General features: G+C 38.2%; 25 protein-coding genes. 12 read left to right on the top strand and 13 right to left on the bottom strand.

What is annotated here, in order from left to right:
* Window positions 1-3: 3 nt before the first annotated feature.
* The 7 genes from MP622_RS05450 to MP622_RS05420 form a co-directional block, all read right to left on the bottom strand.
* The gene (locus MP622_RS05450; RefSeq protein ID WP_243792896.1) at window positions 4-855 is read right to left on the bottom strand and encodes a MoxR family ATPase; all 852 of its coding nucleotides are present in this window, start codon (window positions 853-855) and stop codon (window positions 4-6) included.
* Between the two features lie 20 nt (window positions 856-875).
* Window positions 876-1,259, bottom strand: coding sequence for a hypothetical protein (locus tag MP622_RS05445; protein WP_151505168.1), 384 nt, complete (start codon window positions 1,257-1,259; stop codon window positions 876-878).
* Window positions 1,260-1,279: 20 nt separating this feature from the next.
* On the bottom strand, window positions 1,280-1,582 hold the full coding sequence (locus tag MP622_RS05440) for a YcgL domain-containing protein (protein WP_026441167.1): 303 nt from the start codon (window positions 1,580-1,582) through the stop codon (window positions 1,280-1,282).
* Window positions 1,583-1,714: 132 nt separating this feature from the next.
* On the bottom strand, window positions 1,715-2,857 hold the full coding sequence (locus MP622_RS05435; protein ID WP_243792894.1) for an HRDC domain-containing protein: 1,143 nt from the start codon (window positions 2,855-2,857) through the stop codon (window positions 1,715-1,717).
* A 240-nt stretch (window positions 2,858-3,097) separates the two neighbouring features.
* Window positions 3,098-3,694 carry a recombination mediator RecR gene (recR, locus tag MP622_RS05430; RefSeq protein WP_044740453.1) on the bottom strand — a complete coding sequence of 199 codons (597 nt, stop codon included), beginning with the start codon at window positions 3,692-3,694 and terminating at the stop codon, window positions 3,098-3,100.
* A gap of 56 nt (window positions 3,695-3,750) precedes the next feature.
* Window positions 3,751-4,080: a YbaB/EbfC family nucleoid-associated protein gene (locus MP622_RS05425; RefSeq protein WP_243792892.1), complete on the bottom strand. Its 330-nt coding sequence runs from the start codon at window positions 4,078-4,080 to the stop codon at window positions 3,751-3,753.
* A gap of 33 nt (window positions 4,081-4,113) precedes the next feature.
* Entirely contained in the window at window positions 4,114-5,301 is a 1,188-nt protein-coding gene (locus MP622_RS05420; protein ID WP_243792890.1) for an O-succinylhomoserine sulfhydrylase, read from the bottom strand.
* Window positions 5,302-5,444: 143 nt separating this feature from the next.
* Here MP622_RS05420 and MP622_RS05415 point away from each other — a divergent pair, with 143 nt between their 5' ends.
* Together MP622_RS05415 and MP622_RS05410 are read left to right on the top strand one after the other, a co-directional pair.
* The gene (locus tag MP622_RS05415) at window positions 5,445-6,536 is read left to right on the top strand and encodes an alpha/beta fold hydrolase (RefSeq protein ID WP_243793468.1); all 1,092 of its coding nucleotides are present in this window, start codon (window positions 5,445-5,447) and stop codon (window positions 6,534-6,536) included.
* Window positions 6,537-6,546: 10 nt separating this feature from the next.
* Window positions 6,547-7,419, top strand: coding sequence for an NAD(P)-dependent oxidoreductase (locus tag MP622_RS05410; protein ID WP_243792889.1), 873 nt, complete (start codon window positions 6,547-6,549; stop codon window positions 7,417-7,419).
* 129 nt (window positions 7,420-7,548) lie between these two features.
* Here the strand turns inward: MP622_RS05410 and MP622_RS05405 are convergent, their stop codons facing one another.
* Window positions 7,549-7,965 carry a hypothetical protein gene (locus MP622_RS05405; RefSeq protein WP_243792887.1) on the bottom strand — a complete coding sequence of 139 codons (417 nt, stop codon included), beginning with the start codon at window positions 7,963-7,965 and terminating at the stop codon, window positions 7,549-7,551.
* A gap of 250 nt (window positions 7,966-8,215) precedes the next feature.
* Between MP622_RS05405 and MP622_RS05400 the strand changes: the two genes are divergently transcribed.
* The 3 genes from MP622_RS05400 (at window position 8,216) to MP622_RS05390 (ending at window position 10,315) form a co-directional block, all read left to right on the top strand.
* Window positions 8,216-8,485 carry a YARHG domain-containing protein gene (locus MP622_RS05400; RefSeq protein WP_016166286.1) on the top strand — a complete coding sequence of 90 codons (270 nt, stop codon included), beginning with the start codon at window positions 8,216-8,218 and terminating at the stop codon, window positions 8,483-8,485.
* A 43-nt stretch (window positions 8,486-8,528) separates the two neighbouring features.
* Window positions 8,529-8,948 carry an HIT family protein gene (locus tag MP622_RS05395; protein ID WP_104442057.1) on the top strand — a complete coding sequence of 140 codons (420 nt, stop codon included), beginning with the start codon at window positions 8,529-8,531 and terminating at the stop codon, window positions 8,946-8,948.
* A gap of 251 nt (window positions 8,949-9,199) precedes the next feature.
* Window positions 9,200-10,315 carry a porin gene (locus MP622_RS05390; protein WP_104442056.1) on the top strand — a complete coding sequence of 372 codons (1,116 nt, stop codon included), beginning with the start codon at window positions 9,200-9,202 and terminating at the stop codon, window positions 10,313-10,315.
* A 42-nt stretch (window positions 10,316-10,357) separates the two neighbouring features.
* On the opposite strand, the gene MP622_RS05385 is transcribed toward MP622_RS05390, so the two are convergent.
* Entirely contained in the window at window positions 10,358-11,758 is a 1,401-nt protein-coding gene (locus MP622_RS05385; RefSeq protein WP_243793467.1) for a methylenetetrahydrofolate reductase C-terminal domain-containing protein, read from the bottom strand.
* A 147-nt stretch (window positions 11,759-11,905) separates the two neighbouring features.
* On the bottom strand, window positions 11,906-12,376 hold the full coding sequence (locus MP622_RS05380; protein ID WP_243792886.1) for a DUF6231 family protein: 471 nt from the start codon (window positions 12,374-12,376) through the stop codon (window positions 11,906-11,908).
* 31 nt (window positions 12,377-12,407) lie between these two features.
* On the opposite strand from MP622_RS05380, the gene MP622_RS05375 reads away from it, so the two are divergent.
* Window positions 12,408-13,280 (top strand): DUF2797 domain-containing protein, encoded by an 873-nt coding sequence (locus MP622_RS05375; RefSeq protein ID WP_104442054.1) that lies wholly within the window; start codon window positions 12,408-12,410, stop codon window positions 13,278-13,280.
* A 51-nt stretch (window positions 13,281-13,331) separates the two neighbouring features.
* On the opposite strand, the gene MP622_RS05370 is transcribed toward MP622_RS05375, so the two are convergent.
* The 3 genes from MP622_RS05370 to MP622_RS05360 all read right to left on the bottom strand — a co-directional run bounded on the left by MP622_RS05370 (window position 13,332) and on the right by MP622_RS05360 (window position 16,183).
* Entirely contained in the window at window positions 13,332-15,200 is a 1,869-nt protein-coding gene (locus tag MP622_RS05370; protein WP_243792885.1) for a SurA N-terminal domain-containing protein, read from the bottom strand.
* Window positions 15,201-15,331: 131 nt separating this feature from the next.
* Window positions 15,332-15,604 carry an HU family DNA-binding protein gene (locus tag MP622_RS05365; protein WP_004697018.1) on the bottom strand — a complete coding sequence of 91 codons (273 nt, stop codon included), beginning with the start codon at window positions 15,602-15,604 and terminating at the stop codon, window positions 15,332-15,334.
* Between the two features lie 168 nt (window positions 15,605-15,772).
* Window positions 15,773-16,183, bottom strand: coding sequence for a phasin family protein (locus MP622_RS05360; protein ID WP_243793466.1), 411 nt, complete (start codon window positions 16,181-16,183; stop codon window positions 15,773-15,775).
* Window positions 16,184-16,430: 247 nt separating this feature from the next.
* Between MP622_RS05360 and MP622_RS05355 the strand changes: the two genes are divergently transcribed.
* The 6 genes from MP622_RS05355 to hscB all read left to right on the top strand — a co-directional run bounded on the left by MP622_RS05355 (window position 16,431) and on the right by hscB (window position 20,340).
* Window positions 16,431-17,081, top strand: coding sequence for a hypothetical protein (locus tag MP622_RS05355; RefSeq protein ID WP_243792884.1), 651 nt, complete (start codon window positions 16,431-16,433; stop codon window positions 17,079-17,081).
* Window positions 17,082-17,193: 112 nt separating this feature from the next.
* On the top strand, window positions 17,194-17,670 hold the full coding sequence (locus tag MP622_RS05350) for an Rrf2 family transcriptional regulator (protein WP_016166295.1): 477 nt from the start codon (window positions 17,194-17,196) through the stop codon (window positions 17,668-17,670).
* 1 nt (window position 17,671) lies between these two features.
* Complete coding sequence (locus tag MP622_RS05345; RefSeq protein WP_016166296.1) at window positions 17,672-18,889, top strand: IscS subfamily cysteine desulfurase; 1,218 nt, start codon at window positions 17,672-17,674, stop codon at window positions 18,887-18,889.
* A 101-nt stretch (window positions 18,890-18,990) separates the two neighbouring features.
* Window positions 18,991-19,377, top strand: a complete 387-nt coding sequence (iscU, locus tag MP622_RS05340; protein ID WP_016166297.1) for a Fe-S cluster assembly scaffold IscU — start codon at window positions 18,991-18,993, stop codon at window positions 19,375-19,377.
* A 36-nt stretch (window positions 19,378-19,413) separates the two neighbouring features.
* Window positions 19,414-19,734, top strand: a complete 321-nt coding sequence (gene iscA, locus MP622_RS05335; RefSeq protein WP_016166298.1) for an iron-sulfur cluster assembly protein IscA — start codon at window positions 19,414-19,416, stop codon at window positions 19,732-19,734.
* A 90-nt stretch (window positions 19,735-19,824) separates the two neighbouring features.
* Window positions 19,825-20,340, top strand: coding sequence for a Fe-S protein assembly co-chaperone HscB (gene hscB / locus MP622_RS05330; RefSeq protein ID WP_016166299.1), 516 nt, complete (start codon window positions 19,825-19,827; stop codon window positions 20,338-20,340).
* Window positions 20,341-20,374 lie beyond the last annotated feature (34 nt).

The raw sequence follows: 20,374 nt of genomic DNA, 5'->3' as shown, positions 1-20,374 counted from the left end.
CCTTTAGCGACGCGACATAAAGGCTAAACGCTCAAGCAACTGCACATCTTGCTCGTTTTTAATTAATGCACCATAAAGTGGTGGAATGGCTTTAGTTTTATCATGGTTACGTAATACATTTTCAGGCATATCATCTGCCATTAACAGGCTTAACCAATCAATCAATTCAGAGGTTGAAGGCAGTTTTTTTAACCCAGGAACCTGACGTAATTTAAAGAAAACTTGAAGTGCTTCATTTACTAATGCTGTTGAAACCTGCGGGAAATGCACATCAATAATTTCACGCATGGTTGCTTCATCTGGAAACTCAATATAATGGAAGAAACAACGACGCAAGAAAGCATCTGGCAATTCTTTTTCATTATTGGATGTAATGATGACGATTGGGCGTTGAGTCGCAGTAATGGTTTCGCCTGTTTCATACACAAAGAAAGACATTTTATCGAGTTCATGCAACAAATCATTAGGAAACTCGATATCCGCCTTGTCAATCTCATCAATCAACAATACGCAGCGTTCTTCACTGGTAAATGCTTCCCACAACTTACCCGGTTTAATGTAGTTCTTAATGTCGTAGACACGGTCATCACCCAACTGGCTATCACGTAACCGCGAAACTGCATCATATTCATACAAACCTTGCTGTGCTTTGGTTGTCGACTTGATGTGCCATGTGATGAGTTTTAAACCTAAGCTTTCTGCAACCTGCTCTGCCAATAAAGTCTTGCCTGTTCCTGGCTCTCCTTTAACCAATAATGGCTTTTGCAATGCACGCGCAGCTTTCACTGCTAGCTTTAAACTATCAGTCGCGATGTACTGACTTGTACCCGAAAATTGTTGAGTATCAACAGACATAAGATAACCTTATTTTTTATTTAAAGTGGTGAACTTTTCTTGTTAACTACAGGAATTCCGCGTTTATCACTGTACTTAGACCAGCAATACCCAACGATCAAACCCAAACCCAGAACACATAAAATTGCAGATAAATTAAACCAAATGAGCGGGTTTTCTTTAGTTAGTATGCCAAACATCAAACCAAAAAATGCAGGCGCAATCGAAGCATTTGTCCCTTCAGAAACCGTTGGCGTTAGCATCAAGGCAAAAATAACCATCCAGCTAATACCGCCAAATGGTTTTGGCAAGCGTTTCGCTATTGCATACCAGCACCATAAAATAATGATGCTACCTAACAAATACACACTCACTGCAATCGTATCTTCAGGAATTGTGTCTAAAATTGAAAGTAAATTATCCATAGTACAACTCCTGAATGAAATTAAGCGCCACGCAAGCCTTCTGGGGCTACAGCATTCGGATTAATTAACCCTTCTGGTGGCATTTGAATGAAGAAACCGTTGGTTTGTATCGAATCCATTACATGCAATACATTTACACGTGCCAATTTGCGTGTCTCAGACAACTCAATATGCATCACGAATGTAGCACGACCAAAAGCAACTCGCAGTGCTTCAGGAACAACGTCTAATGGATTAGATGCTTCTGCATCATTTTCAGAAGGACGAGCAACATAAAGGTACATCTCGTCTTTTTTGCTCGATTTATAGATTGAACAATGCATGTTTAGAACATTACTTAACTTAGAAAATACAGCGCCAAGCATACAACAAAAAATAATCTGATTCAGTAGTGATTATTAACGCAGCAGTCGTCAATTTGTCTAAGTGTCAATTCTTTAAACAAATCTGAGTGACTATTGGGCGACTTGCATTTGTGTAGATAAATATTGCTGATCGTCGTGTAATACTTGAATGAGCGGCCTAGTCAAAAGCTCATAACGCCATCCAAGTAAATAGTTTGGTAAATCCTGCTCATCATGACCCGAGACGACATGCTGATACATAGCATTGAGCCACTTTTTGCGCAATAAGACTTCCTTCGGAACTGCTGTTTCATTGACCACTTTTTGAATGACAGCATCGACCTTATTGCCAATTTCTTTAGATGAATGGCGGATTGGGCGTGCCATACGCAATGGCCATTCTTCTTGAGCAGGTAAAAACTTCAATAAGTCTAAAATGGTTTTCCCATGTTCACGTAGAATGTTTTGACGAATATCTTTGACATTACACAATTGAAAATGATTTTTCGGATTTTTCTCGACCAAATCAATCATGGTCGAATTTTTAAGAATAAAGCTACGCGGCTGATTGAGTGCCTTAACCATTTGCTCACGCCAAACAGCCAATTGCTGTAATTGCATCAGCTCACGGCGTGAATGACGATAATTTCCAATATCTTGATAAAGCAAAGCCAATGGCGTTTCTTGACCAATTTCATAGGTTAGATTTCGACAATCTTCCTGAGCAAAATCTAATAAATACTTTTCTTGTAATTCTGATCTGACTTTTTGTGCCAAAGCCATGATGTACAGTACATCATTCGCAGCATAATTGAGTTGTTCTGGAGACAATGGACGCGCCAACCAATCTGAACGGGTCTGATCTTTATCAATATCCACATTCAACATTTGTTTCAACGCATTTTGATAACTGACTTGCAAGCCATGACCTAAAAATGACATCCCAATTTGGGTATCAAAAACATTACTGAGTGACTTGTCTTTTGCGTAATGATAAATTAAATCAATATCTTCGCCGCAAGCATGAAACACATTCAATTGCGCAGTAAAGATTTTTTTCCAGAATAATGTGAGATCTAAAGTCGTCCCATCTAATAAATAGACTTGATTAGCAACGTTAATTTGGAACACACCAAGCTTTGGCCACAAGGTATCCACTTTAATAAACTCTGTATCAAGCCCATAAATGGAATTTTGATCCATGATGGACAAAAAGTTATTGAAATCTGTTTGGTGCTGAATAAACTGAAACATACTGCCGAGTCTAGGAATAGATTCTCTAAAAAGATATCTTACCTTATATATAACAATTATCTATAAAAATTTTAAATTTCTGTTAAATAATTATTTTAAATTTTAGTACATAAGCTCTATTTATCTGTTTATTGATACTTTTTTTATATTATTAATTTCCTAAAAATATACCGATCGTTAAAATATCTTTCAAAATTTAAAGGACTATTCCTCTAAAATGAACATGAAACAAGTATTTACTTATTTCATGCGCATACGGTTGTGTACAGCCTGACTCAAAGTATGACTATCCACATATTCCAGCTCACCACCTTGTGGTACGCCTTGTGCAATTCTTGTCATATGGACAGGTAAATGCTTACAAGCTTCAACCAAATAATGTGCAGTTGCTTGACCTTCAACGGTTGCGTTGGTTGCAAGAATCACTTCTGTAATTTTGCCATCAGTTAAGCGCTGTACTAAATGAGGAATGCCTATTTCGTCTGGTCCAATACCATCGAGTGGTGACAAATGCCCACCTAAAACATGATATTTGCCTCGGAAACTTCCACTTTGCTCAATGGCCATCACATCCGCAGGAGACTCTACCACACACAAAAGCTGGTCATCACGCTCGTTAGAAAGGCAGATATCACAGACTTCTTCTTCTGTAAGTGAATGACACACACAACATTCATGAATATGATTGGTTGCTTCGGTCAAAGCATGAGCTAAACCTACTGCACCTTCCCGATTTTTCATAATCAGATGCAATGCCATACGTTGTGCAGACTTTGGCCCCACACTCGGTAAAATTCTTAAAGCTTGAACTAATTGTTCAAATCGATCACTAAACACGATTATTCCTATATAAAAATACCTCCCTAAAAAGGGAGGTAAGAAACCACTTAGGATTAGAACATCCCTGCAAGACCTGGTGGTAGACCCATGCCTGAACTTGCACCTTTTAGACGCTCTTCAGAAATTGCTTCTGCCTGACGTGCTGCATCATTCATTGCAGCCGCAATCAAGTCTTCAATCATATCTGGATCGTCTTGTAACAATTCAGGATTAATTTCGATACGTTTCACTACATTACGGCAAGTCATCGTCACTTTAACCAAACCACCGCCCGCTTCCGCATGAACTTCAGTCTGTGCAAGCTCTTCTTTGGCTTTTTTAAGATTAGCTTCCATATCTTTTTGCATGCGTTGTGCTTGCTGCATCAGCATATTAATGTTCATTAAAATCTCCGAACATAAAATTAAAAAATTAAATTAAATTAAATCTAAACCACGTGCGATATCACGAATAATATCATCAATGTCTTCTAAACCGACTGAAACACGGATTAAACTTTCACGAATACCCGCCGCTTCTTTTGCTTCAGGCGAAAGCTTACCATGAGTCGTGGTTGCGGGATGGGTAATTGTTGACTTCACATCACCCAAGTTACCTGTTATTGAAATAAATTGGGTATTATCGATGACTTTCCAAGCCTCTTCACGCCCACCTTTTACTTCAAAAGATACAATACCACCAAAGCCAGTTTGTTGTTTTGCTGCAAGCTTATGCCCCACATGTTCAGGCAAACCTGCATAATAGACTTTTTCAACTTTATCGTGCTGTTTAAGATATTCAGCTAACTTTTGCGCACCTTCAGAGTGTGCCTTCATGCGCAAACTTAAAGTTTCCAAACCTTTGAGGAATACCCACGCATTGAAAGGACTCATTGATGGGCCTGTTGTACGCACATAACCAAAAACCTCCTCAAGAAGTTTATGACTCCCCACGACAGCACCACCCAAGGCACGACCTTGACCATCTAAATACTTTGTTGCTGAATAAACAATTAAGTCGGCACCAAACTGAATTGGGCGCTGTAATACAGGCGTACAGAAGCTATTATCTATCGCAAGTAATGCATTATTTGCATGTGCAATATCTGCCAAGGCCTGAATATCTGCCACTTCTGCCAAAGGATTTGATGGAGACTCCACAAATAAAAGCTTAGTGGTCGGTTTAACCGCATTTTTCCAAGCTGACAAATCCGTTAAATCTACAAAATCGACTGCAACACCAAATTTAGCCACATACTTTTCAAATAATGAAACTGTAGAACCAAAAACAGCGCGGGAACAAATCACGTGATCCCCTGCTTTTAAAAACGACATTGCCACTGCCATAATTGCAGCCATACCCGAACTGGTTGCAACTGCACGCTCAGCACCTTCCAAAGCAGCTAAACGTTTTTCAAACATCGATACAGTTGGATTGGTAAAGCGCGAGTAAATATTTCCTGGTTCTTGTCCAGAAAATTTGGCCGCAGCTTCAGCCGCATTTTCATAAACAAATGATGAGGTTAAAAAAATTGGCTCGCCGTGCTCACCCTCAAAACTACGCGTATGACCAGTACGAATCGCTAATGTATCGAGTTGATATTCAATGTCGTCTTGTTGGCTCATTTCTACGATTCAGTTCTCAGAACTGCCTTTGTGAATAATTGCCAACATTTTGAGCGTCTACGCCATTTCAGGTCAAGGTAAAATATAAAATTATCGTTTAGACTTCGAGCAAATCTTCAGGTAGGCCAATTAAAATGTCCGCGATGACACAACTAAAACAACGGATCGCCAGTCAGAAAGTCCAACTTAAAAACTTATCTACGCGCATCTTCAAGCAACATTCACTCATTTTGTCCGAAAGTACGCCTTTTGAAATTGTGGCACACAATGATTATTCTAAAGTGCGTTATTACCCTGCTGTCTCAAATCGTTATCTCGAACCGCTAGTTTTTGTTGCACCTTTTGCCATTAATATGGCGATATACGATTTGTTTCCTTATCGGTCTTTAGTAAAACATTTTCAAAATCAAGGTTTTGATGTGTATTTAGTGGAATGGAACCACTTTCGTTTCCGTGACCGACATATTCACTTCCTCACCATTATTGATTACGCACTTCCTGACTGTATTAACAAGATACGCAGTCATGCTCAATCTGAGCAAATTTCACTACATGGCTGGAGTATGGCAGGCATTTTTGTTTTACTTTATAGTGCTTTACGACAGCCTAATTTTGTAAAAAACTTAATTATTTTAGGCAGTCCTATTGATAGTTATGCTTCAGGATTCATTGGTAAAGTGAATCAAAATATGTATCGACTGATCCAAAAAAATACAACACTGCATCAATTCTTATTTTCAAGCCATATTCCCAAAAAATTTACTCATACACCAGGGCGCTTAAATTCAATTGGTTTTAAAATTCTGGACCCTAAAGGTTGGTATGCAAGTTATAAAACCCTTTTGAACAACTTAGATGATTTGGAAACCATCAGTGAAAATGCCACGATTAGTCAGTTTCTCAATAATATGATTGACTACCCTGGTGGTATCAACCAAGACATGATTTTTAAAATTTGGCTGAAAAATGAACTAAAATATGGGGTTATTCAACTTGAAGATAAACAAATCAAATTAAATTCAATTACTTCATCCTTATTGATTGGCGCAGGTCAAACCGATCAACTTGTTACAGAAGGAGCAATAAAACCATTATGCGAATTGACAAACAGCCAAGATGTCACGTTTACTCTTATCCCCGGAGGACATTTGGGCTTAATGTCAAATAAGGCAAGCGCTGAACAATTTTGGCCCAAACTCACCTCGTGGCTAGAACAAAGATCGACAAAGATATAAAGGAAAAATCATGATTCATTCAGTTGCTTTTATCGGTTTAGGTGCTATGGGTTATCGTATGGCAGCTCATCTCCCTAAACATTTTGAAACCGTTTTTGTTTGGAATCGTAATTTTTCCAAAGCTGAACAACATGCAGCTGAATATGGAACCCTTGCTGTTTCTTTACAAGATGCAGTTCAGGCAGACATCATTTTTTCTTGCCTTCCAACAAGCCAAGATGTTGAAGCGCTTATTTCTGGATTAGAGTTAAAAGCAGGCAGTATCTGGATTGATTGTACAAGTGGTGTACCAGAGTCTGCTAAAAATCTGTCAGAAGCTTTACAAACACAACAAGTGACTTTCTTAGATGCTCCTGTAAGTGGTCAAACGATTGGCGCTGAAAATGCTACACTGACCGTTATGGTCGGTGGTGATGCAGAAGCGTTCGAAAAAGCTCTCCCTGCCTTGCAAGCGATTGGAAAACTCATTAAGCATGTGGGTAACTCAGGTGCTGGTTTCGCTGTGAAAGCTGTGAATAATATGCTTCTTGCTGTCAATCTTTGCTCAGTTGCCGAAGGCTTGACCACTTTGAAAGCACATGGTGTAAATTTGGGTGAAGCACTAGATTGTATTAATGCCTCTAGTGGTAAAAGTGGTGTGACTGAAACCGTATTACCGCAACGCGTCTTAAACCGTAGCTTCCCGCTTACCTTTGCTTTACCATTGTTAGCAAAGGATACTGGAATAGCATTAGATTTGGTCCGTGATGCTAAACTTTCAGCACCTGTAATTGCATTGACACAAAGTCTCATACAAGCAGCAAGTGATCTTTCACCTGCAGAAAGTGATTTTTCTAGTGCAGTAAAATTATATGAATCTTGGAGCAAAATTACATTGGAATGATTTGGTTTTTTATAATCAAAAGTTTATTTCAAATTTAATAAAAAAACCCCTACTTAATATAGTGGGGGTTTTTATTTTAATAATTTTAACAAAATCAGACATAACCCAATTGGCTAATACCGCAATCTTTTAATCAAATAATTTTGACCAATTGGTCGCCAGATGCTGTTCATTCTTTTCTACCACAACTCCAGAGGATGTAATTCTCATATTTTCAGCCGTGATAACCAATTCTGGTACAGTTTTGTTAAATTCAAAAACAAATTGATACTTATCATTTCCTAGATCTTTAACTTCGTAATCAATTATGTAAAATTGCCCGCAACTTAAATCATTCGTAATACTGAATTTATCAATTGAAGCATTTTCAAATGTCACTAAGGCTTTCTCAAGCGAATATTGCTCCAATTCACAATCAAAATCAGAGAAGATATGGACATATAAAATAACATCGAATTTCCATAATTCTGGATTCCAATCAAGTAAGAATTCATACAATCTGGCATCATGTAAAGCCCCAAGATATTTATAAAAATTTTCAATCATGTCATTCCCCATAACAAATTCAAAAAAGTCCAACATAACGTTGAACTAGAGACAATAACAATTAAAGTTAAATGAGTTAAATTTTTATTATCAATTTAACTTTATAAAATTATTGATATATATAACTTTTGCCTATCATGTTAAGCAAAAGTACGCTAGAGTAATTTATTGCCATTGAAGATGACAAATTAAACCCAATATTGTAATAAGGTATTAAACATATACTGTTACAAACCGTGAGGAAACTCTTATGAGTAAGTTGCTTATTGCTTGTCTTGCTGGTCTATCTACCCTTATTGGTGCAAATACTTTGGCTGCTACGCCAGAGCAAGAGTGTCAAAAACTCAAGAATGATCATGATGTCATCTATGCATCTAAAGGTTTCTGTTTTAAAGACCCTGAAGCAAAAGCAAAGTTTGGTAATGACAATTGCTATACTACCAAACCTAAATTTTCAGACAAAGAGCAGCAACGTCTTGATGAAATCAAAGCTCGTCAGAAAGAATTAAATTGTAAATAACCACCAAGCTTCTCCTTAAATGGAGACTGTTAAAGGAATAATTATGGCTTACGATGATCAAAATATTTTTGCAAGAATTCTTCGTGGAGAGCTTCCTGCAATTAAAGTCTATGAAGATGATCAGGTTCTTGCTTTTATGGATATCATGCCGCAAGCTGAAGGCCACACCCTAGTCATTCCTAAAACTCCAGCTATAAGCTTACTTGATTTACCTGCCGAAGCTGCCGCCTATACCATTCAGGTCACACAAAAAATTGCACGTGCAATAGAAAAAGCATTGGGTGTAGATGGCATTATCTTAATGCAATTAAGTGGAGCACCTGCTGGACAAACTGTTCCGCATGTCCATTTCCATCTCATTCCGACCAATGTGCATCATTTAGGTAAGCACGCTGCACAAATGGGTGATCAAGAAAAGATTAAAGCTCAAGCTGAAAAAATTAAAGCTGCTTTAGAATCTTAACTTGATAACCTACACAGTCAATGGAGCCATTCGGCTCCATTTTTCATTTAAGAGAAAAAATAAAACAAAAACTGAGTGTTATCCAATCACATCACGTCATCAAACTGTCATTTAGTTTTCACTTTGCTGTCACAAAGTTTACAGATACTGCATAGCAAGTTGGTGAGCTATGTAACGAATTGTACAGAAGCGAGCTAAAAATAAGAGTTTGTAGGCACTTGCCATAAAAATCGTGTTTTGGAGAAATCTCAATGAAAAAATTGCTACTTGCTGCAGCAGTGACAACTTTAAGCTTAAACGCAGCACAGGCAGCGCCAACATTGTACGGTAAACTAAACGTATCGATCGACAATGTTGATAACAAAAGTTTTGATGGCAAGAGTGATGTAACTGAAATCAACTCTAATGCTTCTCGCTTTGGTATTAAAGGTGAAGAAAAGCTAACAGAAAAATTATCTGCAATCTATTTAGCTGAATGGGCAATTGCAACTGATGGTTCTGGTTCAGATACAGACCTCAGTGCGCGTAACCGCTTCATTGGTTTAAAAAGTGATGGTATTGGTGCACTAAAAGTAGGTAAATTTGACTCTTACTTCAAAACAGCTGCTGGTAACAATCAAGATATCTTCAACGACCACACAATTTTAGATATTACCAATACCATGTATGGTGAAGAGCGCTCAAACAACGTCGTTGGTTTTGAATCTGACCCTAAATTACTTGCTGGCTTATCATTCAATGTAATGTTCCAACAAGGTGAAAGTTCTTCTAGCGTAGTAGCGGGAACAACTGGCAATAATGATAAACGTGATGGCTTTGGTGATGCTGTTTCAGCTTCATTAAACTATGAAAATAAAGATTTAGGTCTAGCCCTAGCAGTTGCTGGTAACTCTGGCATTCAAGGTAAATACAATGCATATAGCTTAAAAGATATTTACTCTGATGCTTACCGCGTAACAGGTTCTTATGACTTCGCTTCAATTGGTGTGAAAGGTCTGGTACTTGGCGGTTTGTGGCAACATGCTGAACCAAAAGACGACTTAACTGCTTATGACACTGGTAAAAAAGATACAAACGGTCAAGCGATTCTAGCTAACTACAAAGGTCTAGAAGAAGATTCGTGGATTGCTGCTGTTACTTACAAAATTGGTAACACTCCTTTTGCTGTAAAAGGACAATACCAATCAGCAAAAACTGCACGTGATGGTCATGATGATCGTACTATTGACCAGTATGGCATCGGTTTAGACTACAAAATTAACAAGCAAGCACGTTTCTACGGCATCGTAGCACAACAAAAACGTGATTGGTTAAGTGATGACGACAAGCGCACTGTGATTGGTACAGGTATGGAATACAATTTCTAATCCTCACCAATTTTATAAAAAACACGCTTAGGCGTGTTTTTTTTATTTGGGATTAAACCAATTCACCCAAGAACTTGTGCCGCGTAATTCTATAGGCACTGTGTCAATTAAGCGTTCTTTTAATATCGCTATTTGGTTAGTCTGCTCTGCCAAACGCGCTTTAACCGAGTGAATACATTCGCGATCTCCAAATTCACACCGGTCTAAAGTAGTTCCACCACAAGGACCATTCGCTAAGCCTTTGGGACAAGTTTCAGGGCAAATATATAAGGTGTCCGCTAGACGACATTGACCACAACTTTCACAGCCTACCACACCATGTTTAGACATGTATTCAGACTTCATAAGCAATTTATTGGCAAATTGCCCCGACCAAAGCTTAGGATTAAAAAATTTACGCCCTAGACTCCTCGCAATCTTGGAATCAAACATTGAATCATGCATAAACTGCATACTTTTATACTTGAGCGTTTGCTCTGAAGACACTTTCTTTTGAAATACATCAGGTTTAGGCTTAAGCTCATCACCCGATTTCAATTGATGCAGTTCACTCCAAATCTGCATGCATTGCTCAAAACTAAAATCCTGAAAACGCTCAAGCGCCTGTTCTAATTTTTTTTGCTCTTCGGCCTTATGACAGGCAGATAAATGCACTCCAGCAAATCCCCAATATCGGCAAATTAAAATCTGCAAAGCACAACGTGCGTAAACATTTTGTTCTGCAATGGCTGCATCTATACTTTGCTCGTGTTTAAGCAACTGTAAAAGATGCGGAGTCAAAACAATACCTGCAACTTTATGCTTAACCATGAATTCGGCTCGCGCCGCTGTTAATGGCATGACGCAGGCAAATAAATCCAAACATGAGGGCAGTTTATCTAAATAATGCTTAGCTTCTTTTAACGCGTCCAAATCAAAGCCTAACTGCGTGACAACATAGTTTGCACCAGCCTGTACTTTCTTATCTAATTTAAAATATTGAGCATCGTGCTCCGCTTTTGTATATTTAAATGGATTCAGCGCCACCCCAACTTTTATTTGAGGCGCAAGCTTTTTGGCCTGCATTACAGCATTTACAGATTCTAAATAACGCGTTCGTGGCAAATTTACATCTTGACCATCTTGATGATGCTTTAACTTATCACCTGTCAGTAACAATACATTAGAATATCCTTGTTCCTGTATCGCCCGAATAAATTCATTAAAATCCGCTATGTCTCGCCCTTTCCCAGAAAAATGTAAAATTTTTGGAATCTCAGCAGCATAATTTTGGGCAATTGCTAATGGCTCTGGATCATCATCACTACGTACACGATCAGCAATCGTCATGGTCACTGGATAGCCAGCTATGCACGACGGCACAAGTTGTGCGTGCTTAGTCGGCAAGTATTCAAGAAAAATAGAAAAAGGCTGATTTTGCAAGGAATCAGTAAGTAAAGGCATCATATCAGGAAGATGTGTGACAAATGTCAAAAAAGAAAGCAGCTTATTATAAAAGATGAAAATGCTCATTGGCAAAATAAATAATGAGCTTGTTCAAACTTAAAAAAGCACAAACTCATTTTTACAATTATTCCCCAAACGGAAAAATCACCAGCGAAATTTATTCCAGTTCTCAGGATTCGCCCAGTATTTAGAGTTAAACCAATCTGGGACATGTTTGTAGTTTAAAATGTTGAATTGCCAGATTGCCAAATCATTACCCTGTGCTGACTTTTCAATAAGTTGGGTAAAACCAAGTGAGCGCATTAATTTATTATCTTGCTCTGTCGTGACCACAACCAACTTTTTCGCCATTAAATCACGTAGCTTCACTAAAAATTGTGCCTTGGTCACATCTGATAAGCCACTCATCTCTGTGTTATCCAACACAACAAAACCCAAATCATACCGCTGAGTAAAAGGCAGACTTAGCAACTCAGTTACGTTAAAATAAGCCCAACGAATTGATTGATTCTGGTCATATTGTTCTAAATTTTGGCCAATACACAATGCAGTTTGAATAGGCTGTTCCTGAGATAAATCGTCTAACATAGAAGTGATGACATTCTGTTCAGCCATAACTGCATCCTTAATATTGAGTGAGCTTTTCATGGAACTACAAGGCATTTGTCATAAAATGCAAGCAGGTCTCAAAGACCTTAGTGTAACTGATCAACAGACTCGCAAGGCAAATGTTGAATATAAATTTATCTTAGATCGCGCAGAAATTGAGCTTCCATTCAGTTTAGGTCAAGAAATTGAGTTGGAGTGGACTGGAAATATTTACTGTGTTTCTTGTGGCAGTAAAACACCGAAGTCTTATTCTCAAGGGCATTGTTTTAAATGTTTTAAAACCAAAGCATCTTGCGACATGTGCATTATGAAACCAGAAACCTGCCATTATCATTTAGGTACATGCCGTGAAGATAGTTTCGCGCATGAAGTATGTTTTCAACCGCATATCGTTTATTTGGCTAATTCCAGTGCATTGAAAGTCGGAATTACCCGTCTTGGACAAATGCCTACACGTTGGTTAGACCAAGGTGCTACTCAGGCTCTTCCAATTATGAAAGTGGGTTCTCGTCGCTTATCGGGTCAACTCGAAATCATGTTTGGGACTCAAGTTGCTGATAAAACTGACTGGCGCAAACTTCTTAAAGGTGAAGCTGAACCTATCAACTTACTTGAAGTACGTGAACAACTGATAGAAGAATTTGCACCTAAAATTCAAACTATTCGTGATGAATTTAGCCAAAATCTTGAATTTAACGAAAGCGTTGAACTTCTGGAAAATGAACAACCTCGTGAGTTCATTTATCCTGTCGAACATTACCCTGAAAAGATTAAGTCACACAATCTAGATAAGACTCCGATCATCCGAGGGAAATTACAGGGTATTAAAGGTCAATACTTACTGCTCGATACAGGTGTGATTAACATTCGTAAATATACAGGCTATGAAATTATTCTTCGGGCTGAATAATCTTATAAGCATAAAAAAACCAGCCTAGGCTGGTTTTTTTATTACTGTCGTCTATTTAATTTTCGCTTGGCTCTTTAAATATTGAGTGTAGTCATCAAGTTCTTGCTGACCACGAAGTTGTTGATAAAGCTTTGTCAATTCTGCCAACTGTTCTGGTGTCAGAGCATTTGCAGCAGTTTTGTTCACATTAGAAATCGCAACCACAACAAACTCATTTGGTAACGACGCTGTTGTTACTGACCACATGCCTGCTTTAGGTGCTGGAACACTGAATGCCGCACGTTCAATCTGGCGTTTTAAACCTTGTGAGCGCGTAAACACACCCGCATCTTCAAAACTTAATTGATTTTTAGCAATTACTGTTGCAGCTGGTTGAGTTTTAAATTCATCCAATGCTTTTTGAATTTTTGCTTTAGCAGCAGCCGTAGCTTTCAACTCAATCAATTTTGCTTTCACGCGCGCGCTTGCTTCAGCCAGTGTTTGTTCACCAGCCGCATGATAATCACGTACTTTTACCCAAACAACATCGCCATTAGCTAATTGGATGTTACTTGAAGCATTACGGTCACCACTTTTCACATCATCATTAAATAGTTTAGCTTTTACATTTGCTTCGCTTAAAACTGGATGCTGCATGCCTAAAGTTAAACCTTTAATTGATTGAACCTGCACTCCTTTAACTTCTTGAGCTACAGTATCGAGCGCATCACTACCCACTACCATTTCATTCAAGTTATTTACAGTATCAGAGAATGCATTTGCCGTTTTCGCTTTTTGTACTTCAGCAATTAAACGTGGTTTTTCAGCTTCAAAAGATGGCAACTTAATTGCTGGCGCTTCAGCAGAAATAATGTGATAACCGTATTGGGTTTTCACTGGCGCTGAAACCTGACCTGATTTTAAAGACGCAACAGCTTTATCAAATGCATCTCCAAATACACCTTTATCATAGGCTGCAAGAACCCCACCTTTTGATTTTGAGTCAGTGTCATCAGAATACTTTTGAGCAGCATCAGCAAAACTCATACCTGCTTTAATTTGTGCAGCCACACTATCAGCTAATTTCTTCGCATCAGCATCTGAGCGCGAATCAGCCGTAATAAGAATATGCTTCACTGAAGGCTTAACTGTAGACTTTTGAGATTCAACAAATTTTGCATAAGCTTGTTGCAATTCTGCATCCGTAACCTGAGTATTTACCGCAGGTAAATTCGCTGGGCTAAGCACCACAAAATCGACATCAACACTTGCAACTTGTCTAAATGCATTTTTATGCTTGTTATAATAATCAGAAACTTCTTGCTGACTAACTTGAATGCCTTTTTTATAATCGTCAAGTTTGATACTTGCCAAATGAATAGTACGTTGCTCAGTTTGCAAATTCGCAATTTGCTGAATATCAACCTTACTTACCAAGGCATAATCCATCACCATTAACGACATCATCTTCAAAGCATGATCTTGACGTAAATTTTCAATCCATGCCTGGCTTGTTAAACCCACTGATTTTAAATAATTCGCATAAAGCGCTTCAGAAAACTTGCCGTTTTCTTGCAAGCTTGGTTGTTGTGCAATCATTTGCTCAATTTGAGCATCGCTCAATGAAATGCCTAATTTTTCTGCTTGTTGTAATAATAAGTTACGTGCAATCAATGACTCTAAAGCTTTATCTTTAATAAAAGACTGATTCAACAAAGTTTCATCACCATTTACATAAGATAAGTACTGCTGACTATACGACTTCGTCGCGTTTTCCAGCTCTTTATTGCTAATTTCTTGCCCATTCACTGTTTTTGCAGTGTCCTTAGAACTACCACTACTAAAATATCCTTCAATACCTACAAGTGCTAAAGGGGTCAAAAACAAAATGAGCAAAACTTTGCCCAACCAGCCCTTAATAACTTTACGAAAAGATTCCATAAGTATTCCAATATTTTATTTGTGCCGCATTTTACCCGAAAACCTGATATGAATGAATGCGTTTAGACATCAAATCAGCATTATTAATAAAAAACGCGCCAAGGAGGCGCGTTTGGTAAATCGTTAAAAGATTAAGCTACAGAATCTTTTAAACCTTTACCTGCTTTAAAGCTAGGAACTTTGCTAGCTTTAATTTCAAGAGTCGCACCAGTTTGTGGGTTACGACCAGTACGAGCAGCACGTTCTTTCACATTGAAAGTACCGAAGCCAACAAGTGTAACTGTATCACCAGATTTAAGTGCTTCTGTGATTGAAGCAATTGTCGCGTCTAAGGCTTTACCTGCGTCAGTCTTAGACAATCCCCCTTTTTCTGCAATTGCATCAATTAATTCTGATTTATTCATGAAGATGAAGTCCTCTAATATCGTTTATTTAAGGTTCAAGGATATAGTTTAAATTACCATAACGCCTTTATAGCAATGCTTTAGGGGAGAACGCAATACTCCTCTTGAGCTTTTCTACAAATTTAATCGCAAATTTACTTGGAAAAAATAGCAAACTTCCGAAATCTGTCATTTTTTATCAATTTTTGCTTTCAGTTGTTCATTTTCTATAATCAAAGCATCAACCTTACTATGTAATTGTAAAATCAAACTTTCCAAATGTTGAATATCTTTTACGGTAACCAGACCGATCCGATTTAAAGAATGATGCACACTGTGATCAATCAGCTTCTCCACTTTGTCTTTAGTATCAACGACTGACTCTTTAGCTTTCTCTGAAACTTTTTCGACCGTTTGGTCAGCAATTTCCGTTGTTTTGGACTCAAGCTCTTCACCAACTTTAACCAAAGAGTCAAATAGCTTATTTCCCTCTTCTTCCGCTCTTGAAAAAGCCCCCAAACCTGCCAGCCAAATCTGTTTGGTATATTTTCTAAAATCCAGCCCAGCTTTTGATCGATGACGGATACGCTCTCTTTGCATATCATCCAATGCGGAAACTCCATCTTCATTATTCTCTGTTTTTGTCGTTTTATTCATTCGAGCTACTCCAGCTTATTTTCTGTCCCATTCACACAACAACCGTATAAATAAACTCATAATAGCAAACTTAACACTTGATCGATTTGCAAAACTGTTCTACAAAGCAGGTTTAATATGCAATTAATTTCAGTCCTCAAACACATACAATGAGATAGGACAATTTGTTTACCCGCAAGGATTAGGTTTTATGAGCGATTCGCAACAAAGACAAAATCAACCACATTTGTTGCTGACAACATCCATGATTGTTTTAGAAACGATTTTTACTTTTATTGTTAAACGCGATCCTGTTGTTGCATTACAAGCTAAAAAATTTATTGAACAGAAAGTTGCGATCAAAATTAATAGCTATGTTCCCTATTTCGACTTTTATGTGCAATTTAATGAGCATGGCATCCTATTTGATACCAAAGCACCTGAGAAACCTGTAGATCTTGACGTCAGAACCACACTTATGGATCTCGTCAAAATTTTTGTCTTTGCAAATCGACGCAGTATTAAAACGATGCGTATAGATGGCGATATTGTACTAAAAGATGAGTTTCGTGATTTGGTGTTGCTTTTTAGTGCCCCTAAAGTACTTGCTGACTGGAAACAGTGGTTCCTACGACCTGTTGATGATGAAAAGAATATTACCTCCTCCAATAAACGTGTTGCACCACTTTTAGAGAAAATTGACCAACAACGCTCTAAAATAAATTCGCTTCAAGTCGAGGTAAAACAATATAAAAATCGCATCCGCCGCCTAGAACAAAAGCAAAAGCGTATTAATGCTGCCTTTTTTGTAACCACAGTACTTCTTATTACTTTATTTGTGTATAATGTTTGGCTTTCATAAATTACTATTTTTACTATTAATTAAAACAAAATAAATGGTCTTAAAAAAACTTGACTATTTTAGTCAGGATTCATAGAATCTACACATCTAGTCTAAACATGTGTATCGAATCATGCGCTTAACAACTCGCGGTCGCTACGCGGTGACTGCTCTACTTGATCTAGCTTTGCAGCCTACTGAACAAACGATCACTCTGGCCGAAATTGCAGCTCGCCAAACTATTTCCGTTGCGTATCTTGAACAACTTTTTGCCAAGCTAAAACGTCATGGATTAGTTTCTAGCGTTCGTGGTGCGAATGGTGGATATCACCTTGCTCGTAGCGCTGAAGACATCACTGTGTTAGAAATTATTGAAGCTGTAAATGAAACTGTAGATGCAACACGTTGTGACCATAAAGGCAACTGTCAAAATGGTGCAATGTGTTTAACACATGATTTATGGCAAGAACTCTCTCACCACATTGCCGATTATCTCGCTAAAATCACACTTGCTGATCTTGTAGCCCGCGACAACGTACAAACCGTTGCAATTCGTCAAAATACAGCATCATTTGATTCAGCCCTTTTATCGGTTACAGGTAGTATTTGAAATGAAACGTCCGATTTATCTTGATTATGCAGCAACCACTCCTGTAGACCCTCAAGTTGCAGAACGCATGATGGAATGTTTAACTTTCGAAGGTACTTTTGGCAACCCAGCTTCTCGCTCACATGCATATGGTTGGCAAGCTGAAGAGAAAGTTGAATACGCACGCGAACAAGTTGCGAATTTAATTAAAGCAGATCCACGTGAAATCGTGTGGACTTCTGGTGCAACTGAGTCTGACAACCTAGCATTAAAAGGTGTAGCTCAATTTTATGCTTCTAAAGGTAAGCATATCATTACCAGTAAAATCGAACATAAAGCAATTTTAGATACTTGCCGCGAATTAGAGTCGGAAGGTTTTGAAATTACTTACCTTGAGCCTTTACCACAAACAGGTTTAATTACCCCTGAAATGGTTCAAGCTGCAATTCGTCCAGATACTATTCTTGTTTCACTCATGATGGTAAACAACGAAATTGGCACTGTAACTGATGTTGCTGCAATCGGTGAAATTACTCGCGCCAACAAAATTTTCTTCCATGTCGATGCTGCGCAAGCTGCTGGTAAAGTTGAAATTGATCTTTCCACTTTAAAAGTAGACTTAATGAGTTTCTCTGCTCACAAAATCTATGGGCCTAAAGGCATTGGCGCGTTGTTTGTTCGTCGTAGCCCTCGTGTACGCTTAAAAGCACAAATGCACGGTGGTGGTCATGAGCGTGGTATGCGTTCTGGTACTTTACCAACACACCAAATCGTAGGTATGGGTGAAGCATTTGAACTAGCAGGTAAAAACTTGACTGCTGAACAAACTCGCTTACGCGCACTACGTGACAAACTTTGGAATGGTTTACAAGATCTTGAGCAAGTATTCCTTAATGGTCACCCAACTCAAAACGTTGCAAACTATCTCAATGTCAGCTTCAACTTTGTTGAAGGTGAATCATTAATGATGTCCCTCAAAGATGCTGCCGTTTCTTCTGGTTCGGCATGTACATCTGCAACTTTAGAACCATCTTATGTACTTCGTGCATTAGGTCTTTCTGATGAGTTGGCTCACAGTTCAATTCGTTTCAGCTTTGGTAAATACACCACAGAAGAAGACATTGATCATGTGTTAAGCGTGACCCGAGCAGCTGTTGATAAGTTACGTGAACTTTCTCCGCTTTGGGATATGTATAAAGAAGGTATTGACCTTTCTACAGTCGAATGGGCTGAACACTAATTCTCTGCTTTCAATGAGATCATTTCGCATGATCTCATTGATTAAACCGAATTTACCCCCATATTAATATTAACGCTGACCCCGAGGTTTGGAGAAGCATCATGGCATATAGTGAAAAAGTAATTGATCATTACGAAAACCCTCGTAATGTAGGTGTTTTAGATAAAAACGCTGAAAATGTTGGTACTGGTATGGTTGGCGCGCCAGCTTGTGGTGACGTTATGCGTCTTCAAATCCAAGTTAACGACGAAGGTGTAATTGAAGAAGCTCGCTTTAAAACTTATGGTTGCGGCTCTGCAATTGCATCAAGTTCGTTAGTGACTGAGTGGTTAAAAGGCAAAACCTTAGACCAAGCACAAGCTATTAAAAACATTGATATCGCAACTGAGCTTGCACTTCCACCAGTGAAAGTTCACTGCTCTGTACTTGCAGAAGATGCAATTAAAGCTGCTGTTGAAGACTATCGCAACAAGCAGACTAAAGCTTAATTGTTTCAAAATCAGTGAAAGAATAACGGAGTTTTCATGATCAATTTAACTGAAAATGCTGCAACTCATATCAGCAATTACTTAAAGAATCGCGGTAAGGGTGAAGGTATTCGCGTTGGCGTGAAAACTTCTGGCTGTTCAGGCTTAGCATATGTACTCGAATTCGTTGACGAAGTTGATGCACATGATGAAATGTTTGTACAGTTCGGTGTTAAAGTCTTTGTAGATCCAAAAAGTTTAGTCTATCTCGATGGTATGGAAATGGACTATGTGAAAAATGGTCTCAACGAAGGCTTCGAGTTTAACAACCCGAATAAAAAAGGTGAATGTGGTTGCGGTGAATCTTTCACTGTTTAATAGCCCTATTGCCTTTCTTTTTTAAAACAGTGTCTTTACACTGTTTTAATTCTATTTATTTACATGAAATTATTGCGGATTCCATCTTCCATGAATCATTTTGAGTTGTTTAACCTTCCAGTAGCGCTCGATATTGATTTAGCAAGTTTAAAAAGCGAATTTTTAAAACTGCAGCAACAATATCACCCTGATAAAGCTGAAGATAAAGATCAAGCCTTGATTAAATCAAGCGAAATCAATCAAGCATTTAAAGTTTTATCTCATGTCGATAGCCGTGCTGGTTATTTGTTAGCTCTCAAAAAACAAGATCATCATTTAGATCAATCAATTAATGATTTTGAATTCCTTCAATCTGCGCTAGAAATACGTGAACAGCTTGATGAAGCATCTTCGACCGAAGATCTTATCTCGCTTAAAAAAGAAGTTTCGCAATGGATTGACGGCTTAGTTCGCGAGTTCAAAATCGATTATACTGATGAAGATTGGGCTGAAGCACGTGACACGGTCAGAAAATTACGTTTCTTTCAAAAAGTCATGCTCGATATCGACAAAGCTGAAGATCGTTTCTTGGATGATGATAGTTTCGATCTTGATGATGATTTCTAATTTTTTAAATTTTGCTGCTCAAAGGATGTAACGC

Source organism: Acinetobacter sp. PK01 (assembly GCF_022819285.1).
Taxonomy (GTDB): domain Bacteria; phylum Pseudomonadota; class Gammaproteobacteria; order Pseudomonadales; family Moraxellaceae; genus Acinetobacter; species Acinetobacter tandoii.
This window is presented reverse-complemented; position numbering and strand designations above follow the sequence as displayed.

Coding starts and splice junctions, on each gene's coding strand:
- hscB (WP_016166299.1), top strand. CDS start 19,825: ATGAATCATTTTGAGTTGTTTAACCTTCCAGTAGCGCTCGATATTGAT.
- MP622_RS05375 (WP_104442054.1), top strand. CDS start 12,408: ATGGAACTACAAGGCATTTGTCATAAAATGCAAGCAGGTCTCAAAGAC.
- MP622_RS05355 (WP_243792884.1), top strand. CDS start 16,431: ATGAGCGATTCGCAACAAAGACAAAATCAACCACATTTGTTGCTGACA.
- iscA (WP_016166298.1), top strand. CDS start 19,414: ATGATCAATTTAACTGAAAATGCTGCAACTCATATCAGCAATTACTTA.
- MP622_RS05385 (WP_243793467.1), bottom strand. CDS start 11,758: ATGCCTTTACTTACTGATTCCTTGCAAAATCAGCCTTTTTCTATTTTT.
- MP622_RS05440 (WP_026441167.1), bottom strand. CDS start 1,582: ATGCATTGTTCAATCTATAAATCGAGCAAAAAAGACGAGATGTACCTT.
- MP622_RS05390 (WP_104442056.1), top strand. CDS start 9,200: ATGAAAAAATTGCTACTTGCTGCAGCAGTGACAACTTTAAGCTTAAAC.
- MP622_RS05380 (WP_243792886.1), bottom strand. CDS start 12,376: ATGGCTGAACAGAATGTCATCACTTCTATGTTAGACGATTTATCTCAG.
- MP622_RS05445 (WP_151505168.1), bottom strand. CDS start 1,259: ATGGATAATTTACTTTCAATTTTAGACACAATTCCTGAAGATACGATT.
- MP622_RS05400 (WP_016166286.1), top strand. CDS start 8,216: ATGAGTAAGTTGCTTATTGCTTGTCTTGCTGGTCTATCTACCCTTATT.
- MP622_RS05410 (WP_243792889.1), top strand. CDS start 6,547: ATGATTCATTCAGTTGCTTTTATCGGTTTAGGTGCTATGGGTTATCGT.
- MP622_RS05350 (WP_016166295.1), top strand. CDS start 17,194: ATGCGCTTAACAACTCGCGGTCGCTACGCGGTGACTGCTCTACTTGAT.
- MP622_RS05395 (WP_104442057.1), top strand. CDS start 8,529: ATGGCTTACGATGATCAAAATATTTTTGCAAGAATTCTTCGTGGAGAG.
- MP622_RS05450 (WP_243792896.1), bottom strand. CDS start 855: ATGTCTGTTGATACTCAACAATTTTCGGGTACAAGTCAGTACATCGCG.
- MP622_RS05405 (WP_243792887.1), bottom strand. CDS start 7,965: ATGATTGAAAATTTTTATAAATATCTTGGGGCTTTACATGATGCCAGA.
- MP622_RS05415 (WP_243793468.1), top strand. CDS start 5,445: ATGACACAACTAAAACAACGGATCGCCAGTCAGAAAGTCCAACTTAAA.
- MP622_RS05345 (WP_016166296.1), top strand. CDS start 17,672: ATGAAACGTCCGATTTATCTTGATTATGCAGCAACCACTCCTGTAGAC.
- MP622_RS05365 (WP_004697018.1), bottom strand. CDS start 15,604: ATGAATAAATCAGAATTAATTGATGCAATTGCAGAAAAAGGGGGATTG.
- MP622_RS05360 (WP_243793466.1), bottom strand. CDS start 16,183: ATGCAAAGAGAGCGTATCCGTCATCGATCAAAAGCTGGGCTGGATTTT.
- MP622_RS05370 (WP_243792885.1), bottom strand. CDS start 15,200: ATGGAATCTTTTCGTAAAGTTATTAAGGGCTGGTTGGGCAAAGTTTTG.
- iscU (WP_016166297.1), top strand. CDS start 18,991: ATGGCATATAGTGAAAAAGTAATTGATCATTACGAAAACCCTCGTAAT.
- MP622_RS05420 (WP_243792890.1), bottom strand. CDS start 5,301: ATGAGCCAACAAGACGACATTGAATATCAACTCGATACATTAGCGATT.
- MP622_RS05425 (WP_243792892.1), bottom strand. CDS start 4,080: ATGAACATTAATATGCTGATGCAGCAAGCACAACGCATGCAAAAAGAT.
- MP622_RS05435 (WP_243792894.1), bottom strand. CDS start 2,857: ATGTTTCAGTTTATTCAGCACCAAACAGATTTCAATAACTTTTTGTCC.